Origin of the sequence: Phocaeicola sp. (genome assembly GCF_048170425.1) — a bacterium.
Classification (GTDB): domain Bacteria; phylum Bacteroidota; class Bacteroidia; order Bacteroidales; family Bacteroidaceae; genus Phocaeicola.
Genome location: NZ_DBEXBB010000281.1, coordinates 1 through 6,905 on the forward strand (window position 1 = coordinate 1; position 6,905 = coordinate 6,905).

Annotated in this window: 4 protein-coding genes; 3 read left to right on the forward strand and 1 reads right to left on the reverse strand. The window is 48.7% G+C overall.

The genetic code is table 11. The features are described 5' to 3' along the window. Nucleotides 1-118: 118 nt before the first annotated feature. From ACMJ0U_RS11115 to ACMJ0U_RS11125, 3 genes are read left to right on the forward strand one after another with little or no spacing between them, the layout of a single operon-like run. Nucleotides 119-4,684: a translocation/assembly module TamB domain-containing protein gene (locus ACMJ0U_RS11115; protein ID WP_417129981.1), complete on the forward strand. Its 4,566-nt coding sequence runs from the start codon at nt 119-121 to the stop codon at nt 4,682-4,684. 12 nt (nt 4,685-4,696) lie between these two features. Further along, nucleotides 4,697-5,734, forward strand: coding sequence for an agmatine deiminase family protein (locus tag ACMJ0U_RS11120; RefSeq protein WP_417129982.1), 1,038 nt, complete (start codon nt 4,697-4,699; stop codon nt 5,732-5,734). Then, on the forward strand, nt 5,731-6,618 hold the full coding sequence (locus ACMJ0U_RS11125; RefSeq protein WP_417129983.1) for a carbon-nitrogen hydrolase: 888 nt from the start codon (nt 5,731-5,733) through the stop codon (nt 6,616-6,618). The genes ACMJ0U_RS11120 and ACMJ0U_RS11125 overlap by 4 nt, the downstream gene beginning before the upstream one ends. A gap of 67 nt (nt 6,619-6,685) precedes the next feature. Here the strand turns inward: ACMJ0U_RS11125 and ACMJ0U_RS11130 are convergent. Continuing rightward, the coding region (locus tag ACMJ0U_RS11130) for a potassium transporter TrkG (protein ID WP_417129984.1) at nt 6,686-6,905 on the reverse strand (220 nt) is incomplete at its 5' end.

The following is a 6,905-nucleotide window of genomic DNA, read 5'->3' on the forward strand; positions in this document are numbered from 1 at the left end:
TTTCATTTATAAAGGCCACGAAAAGCAATCCTCCAAAACTTAAAAACTACTAATAACGCTCTCAAAGACCCTTTTCTTCAAGGGTTATTTGTACATTTGTCTGTAATTTGTATAAAGAATGAGTAAAGCCACGCGCATAAAACAAGCCATACGTATCACAGTTATTTCGACACTGGTATTCTATTTCGGTCTGATTGCCTTGCTGAACCTTCCGGCTATCCAACATCGCATCAGTACGTATGCAGCCCGTGAGCTTACCCGTCTCACCCAAGCAGAAGTAAGCATCGGTAATGTGGACCTGGGCCTCCTGAACCGCATCGTCATACAAAACGTGCAAATAAAAGACCAGCAAAAGAAAGACATGCTAGGCATTTCGCGCTTTTCCGTCAAGATTGACGTCCCGTCTCTTTTTCGTGGAAAAATCCGTATCAGCAGTATCCAGTTATTCGGGCTGGATGCCCGTCTGAACCGTACCCATCCGGAAGCTCCTCTGAACTGCCAGTTTCTGATTGACGCTTTCGCTTCGAAAGACACCACAAAAAACCAGAAGTCAATTGACCTGCGTATCAATTCCGTACTCATCCGTCGCGGGCAATTTCATTACGATGTGCTCTCAGAGTCTAATACCCCTCGTCAGTTCAACCCTCATCACATCGGCATTAGCGAACTTTCTGCAACCATCTCTTTGAAAGCGCTACAAACTGATTCACTCAACGCACAAATCCGCCGTATGAGCTTTAATGAACAAAGCGGATTTCAGCTGAAAAAATTTGCCCTGAGAGCCACAGCCAATTCCAGAGGTATCTACTTACACGATTTGAACCTTACCCTGCCAGGTACAATCGTCAGTATCAACACATTCACGGTAGCAGGAAACCTTACTGAGCCTGATTTCCTTTCGGATACACAGACCACCTATATGGGGCGACTGAGTGCTTCCGTCACTCCTGCCGACATAGCTTGTTTTGTACCAGCCTTGCAACATTTTCAAGACTCTGTGCACATTGATATGGCCTTTCATGGAAGAGGGAAACAAGCCCGATGCAGTAATTTTTATCTGGCAAGTCCTCACAAAGCGTTGGAAGTACATGCCGAAGGAATGTTTGACCACAGCAATCCTTCGCAGCCACCCTATTTCTTTGGTGAGATTACTCAGGCTGATATTGACGAAAATGCCATTTCCTGGCTTATACATAATCTGAAAGGCTCCACCGCAACTGTGCCTGACATTGTACGGCGTCTGGGCTTCCTCAAATTTCGGGGGGATGTATCAGGATATCCGTCACAAATCACCGCACACGGTATTCTGCAAAGCCTTCCAGGGCAACTCAATGCCAACATGACAATGCACACCGACACCACGACCTTGCAAAAAAGTTATTCTGGCAGAATCTCCACCAATAATTTTGAACTTGGGAAATTATTGGCGAAAAAAGAACTTGGAAAGACTTCTTTTGATCTGGAACTGAACGGTCTGCAATACCGAAACCATCAACCAGAATCACATGTCAAAGGAGAAATCTCTTCTTTGGAATACAACCATTATCAGTATCAGCACATCGCACTGAACGGAAATTTCAAGCCAGGTGGTTTTAACGGACATTTATCACTCGACGATGAAAACGGGAAAATCAGCGTAGACGGAAGTTTTGTTACCCAGCAAGCTGTACCCGATTTCAATCTGCGGGTAAAAGTACGAGATTTTCGTCCCAACAAGCTTCAACTAACCAAGAAATACGAAGATACTGACGTATCCCTTAACCTGACAGCTGATTTCTCCGGACACTCCATTGACGATATTCAGGGAAAAATCAACCTCGACAGTCTTTTTGTACGTACACCTGATGAGGTCGGAAATTACTTTCTTCCTCGCCTGCAAATTGATGCAACCCAACTCACGCAACATGCTGAGGTGAAAGAAATACGTATTGACTCTCCGTTCCTAACCGGAAGCATCCAAGGGAAATATGCCTACCACACCCTGCTGAAGAGCATGGAAAAAGTTATTCGAAAGCATATCCCATCATTATTCCCTGAAGAAAAACAGAAAAAAGGGAAAAAGAAACCCACAGAACTGAATAACCAGTTCCACTTCCAGTTCCGCATGGAGAACAGTGAATTCTTCTCAAAAGTCTTGAATATACCGTTTGACTTGCAGATGCCAGCCACTTTCTCCGGACAACTCAACGACAGCCTTTCACAAATGCGCATCAACGGCTCATTTCCTCAATTCACATACAATGGGAAATATTATGAGTCAGGCACCCTGCTATGTGAAAGCCGTCCCGATGAATTACAATGTCAAGTTCGTGCCGGCACATTAATGAAAAAGGGAGCCATGTTCAATCTATCCCTCATCACTCGTGCCAAAAATGACAAGCTGCACAGCACACTCTACTGGGGAAACAATACCCAGCTTACCTACAGCGGTAAAATTGATGCCATCGCCTCTTTCTGCCAGGACAGCTTGAAAAGAGAATTACATACCCGTGTAGACATACAACCCAGCCAGGTCATCTTGAATGATACCACCTGGAACATACATCCGGCTACTGTGGATATTGCAAAAGACAGCATCGAAATACACGACTTCTTGTTTGAACACCGCGACCAGCACCTGAAAATTAACGGGCGACTGGGAAAAACGGAAACAGACTCCTGCCTGGTAGACCTGAAAAACATCAACCTGCTCTACATCATGGACATGATTCAGTTCCATGCCGTACGCTTTGACGGAGGCATCAGTGGAAAAGTCCACCTGCGCCATGTACTTCAAGACCCGGTGATGGAAGCTCATCTCGATGTAAAAGATTTTTCTCTTAACCATGCTTTGCTGGGAAGAGCCGACATCCTTGGGGCATGGGATAAAGAACTGGGAGGTGTGCGTCTGAATGCCGACATCCGCCGCGACAGTACCTGCACTACCCGGGTAACCGGCTATGTTTCTCCTAAGATGAAAGGACTTGATCTTCTTATCCAAGCCGGAGGAACCCCACTTTCTTTCCTGCAACCCTTTGTAGAAAACATCTTCAGCAATGTCAACGGAAACGTGCATGGCGACGTTCGCCTGTTCGGCCCCTTCGCCCAACTTGATTTGGAAGGTAAAGTCAAGGCACAGATGCAGATGAAGGTCAACATCCTGAACACCACCTTCCGGGCATCAGCCGATTCCGTACACATCGCTTCCGGTTTGTTCCGTTTCCAGAATGTCCGCTTACAAGATACTGAAGGACACACAGGACTTGCCGACGGAGAATTACGGCATACCAAACTAAAGAACCTGAGCTATCAGTTCCGCTTCAATACAGACCGCATGCTGGTATTCCACTCAGAAAAGGAAACTCCTGAATTCCCCTTCTACGGTCATATCTATGCCACCGGAGATGTATTGCTCCGGGGAGGTGACGGGCAACTGAACGTTGATGGAGAAGTCCGTGCAGACAACCAGACAGAATTTGTTTATGTGCTGGGAACGGCAGCGGAGGCCACCAATTCCGGGTTTATCACTTTCGTAGACCGTACCCCTCGCCGCAAACAAGCTGCGGTCAAGGCCGAAGTATACCATCCGCTCAATCAGCCCGACAAGCAGGAAGACGATGACACACCCACCGCCATCCATATCAACCTACAGATAGAACCAGCCGAACGTGCCAACATGAAAATCATCATGGATCCCTCGGCCGGAGATTATATATCTGCCTACGGAACCGGAAACTTGCGCATTAACTTTTTCAATCAGGGTAACTTCCAGATGTTCGGTAACTATAACATCAGCGAAGGAATTTACAAGATGAGCATGCAAAACGTCATCCGTAAAGATTTTACCTTGCAACCGGGAGGCGTGGTATCCTTCAATGGCGACCCCAAGGCTGCCAATCTGAACGTGCAGGCTGTCTACACAGTGAACTCTGCTTCACTGAACGACCTGATAGCCGACGCTTCCTCTTCACGTGGAAATGTCCGCGTAAATTGTCTGTTGAACCTGAGCGGCAGTCTCACTTCACCCAACCTGACGTTTGGACTTGAACTGCCCACCGTGAGCGAAGAAGACCGCGAACTGGTACGTAGTCTCACCAGCACCGAAGAACAGATGAACACCCAGATTATTTACCTGCTGGGGGTTGGCAAATTCTACACCTACGACTATGCCAACAATACCGGTCAGACCGATGCCACCAGCTCGCTGGCATTCAGCACTCTGTCGGGCCAGTTGAACAATATGCTTTCGCAAGTCATCGACAACCAGAACTGGAATGTCGGCACCAACCTTACTACCGGAGAAAAAGGCTGGAGCGATGTAGAAGCCGAAGCTATCCTGTCCGGCCGTCTGCTGAACAACCGACTGATAATTAACGGAAACTTCGGATACCGCGAAAACACCATGCGTAACACCAACTTTGTGGGTGACTTCGAAGCTATCTGGCTGCTCACCAAGAACGGGGAGTTCCGTCTGCGCGGATACAACCAGACCAACGACCGTTACTTCACGAAGTCCACCCTTACCACCCAGGGCATCGGTATCATGTACAAAAAAGACTTCATGAACTGGCAAGAACTTATCGACTGGTTCCTCCGCCGCCGGAAAAACCGCAACAGCAAACAGAAAGAAAGAGAAGACCAGAAATACATTCCGCAAGAAGCCCTTCCTGCCGCAAGAGAAAAAAGAGAATCAAACGAAAAATAATCATACAAGAATATGGAAAAGACCTATTACCTGCCTGCCGAATGGCACAAACAAAGCTACATACAGCTTACCTGGCCCCATGCCGATACCGACTGGGCCTATATGCTCGAAGAAGTAGAAGCCTGCTTTGTCCACCTTGCTACCGAAATAGCCAGTCGTCAGCCGCTGTTGCTCGTGGCTCCAGAATTTCCGGCAGCTTTGGCCGACTTTCCCTATCGTGATCAAGTCACTTTTGTGAAATGTCCTACCAATGACACCTGGGCACGCGACCATGCGTTCATCACTTTGCAGGAGAAACACTCCGACCCACAACTTCTCGACTTCTGCTTCAACGGCTGGGGAATGAAATTTGCCGCCCATAAGGACAACCTCATCAACAGTCATCTGTTCAAGACTGGTATACTCAACGGCGATTACATCAATTGCCGCAATTTCGTGCTTGAAGGAGGTTCCATTGAAAGCGACGGAGAGGGTACCCTGCTCACTACTTCGCCCTGCCTGTTGGCTCCCAACCGCAATGACACCCTCTCGCGCAAAGACATCGAAGCCTACCTGATGGAACGCTTCAACCTGCGTCAGGTACTCTGGCTGGATTATGGCTACCTGGCCGGTGATGACACCGACAGCCATGTTGACACCCTGGCCCGTCTTTGCCCTGACCACACCATAACCTACGTGCAGTGTCTGGACAAGAATGACGAGCACTACGGTGCCCTTCGCTCCATGGAAGACCAGCTCAAGACCTTCCGCACCCTCGACGGAGACCCCTACCGCCTGCTTCCGTTACCCATGCCCGCAGCTATCTATGACGAAGATGGCAAACGCCTTCCGGCCACCTATGCCAACTTCCTGATTATGAATGAGGCTGTGCTCTATCCCACTTATGCCCAGCCGGAAAACGATACCCGTGCAGCCCAAGTACTAGCTGAGGCCTTTCCCGAACGTGAAATCGTAGGCGTGGACTGCCGTGCCCTTATCAAACAGCACGGTTCCCTCCACTGTGTCACCATGCAATATCCTGAATCTGTAAAAAATCAAATAACACAATGAAACGAACCATTCGTGTCGGCATCGTACAGCAAGCTTGTACGAACGACCTCAAACTGAATCTTGAAAAGCTGCACCGCAACATTGCTTCTGTGGCACAACCCGGTGCACAGCTGGTAGTTCTTCAGGAACTCCACAACACACCCTATTTCTGCCAGACAGAAGATACTAATTTATTTGACTTGGCAGAACCCATCCCCGGTCCTTCCACCGGCTTCTACAGTGAAATAGCCGCTGCCTACCATGTGGTACTGGTCACTTCGCTGTTCGAACGCCGTGCGGCCGGACTGTATCACAACACTGCCGTAGTATTCGATACAGACGGAAGCATTGCCGGAAAGTATCGCAAGATGCACATCCCCGATGACCCTGCCTACTACGAGAAATTCTATTTCACTCCCGGTGACTTAGGATTCGAACCCATCCAGACCTCCATCGGTAAGCTCGGCGTACAAGTTTGCTGGGACCAGTGGTATCCGGAAGGTGCCCGCATCATGGCCCTGAAAGGTGCTGAACTGTTGATTTACCCTACTGCCATCGGCTGGGAAAGTACCGATACACAGGAAGAAAAGATGCGCCAGCTCGGTGCATGGGTAACCGTACAACGCGGTCACGCCGTAGCCAACGGTCTGCCCGTTATCGCTGTAAACCGTGTAGGCCTTGAACCCGATCCTTCCGGCCAGACCAACGGTATCCAGTTCTGGGGAAACAGCTTCGTAGCCGGTCCGCAAGGCGAAATCATCGCCCAGGCCAGCAACCTGAAAGAAGAAAACATGGTGGTAGAAATCGACATGAACCGCAGTGAAAACGTCCGCCGTTGGTGGCCCTTCCTGCGCGACCGCCGCATTGATGAATTTGAACAGCTCACACGCCGGTTTATCGATTAATAAGCAACTTCTCTATTAATTATAAAAATAAGAGCCACGACTTCAATGTAGTGGCTCTTATTTTTTCTTATCGTCTATCCCAGAAACTGGGAGTCAGCAGCAGAAGTACCCCGAACAACTCCAGACGCCCTATCAGCATCATAAACGACAACAGCCATTTTGCCACATCAGGAAGCGCACTCCACGAGAAAGACGGACTGAACGCTCCTAATCCCGGCCCCACGTTTCCTAAACTCGATACAGACAATCCAAAGGCCTCTTCCAATCCAATGCCCATGCACATCAAT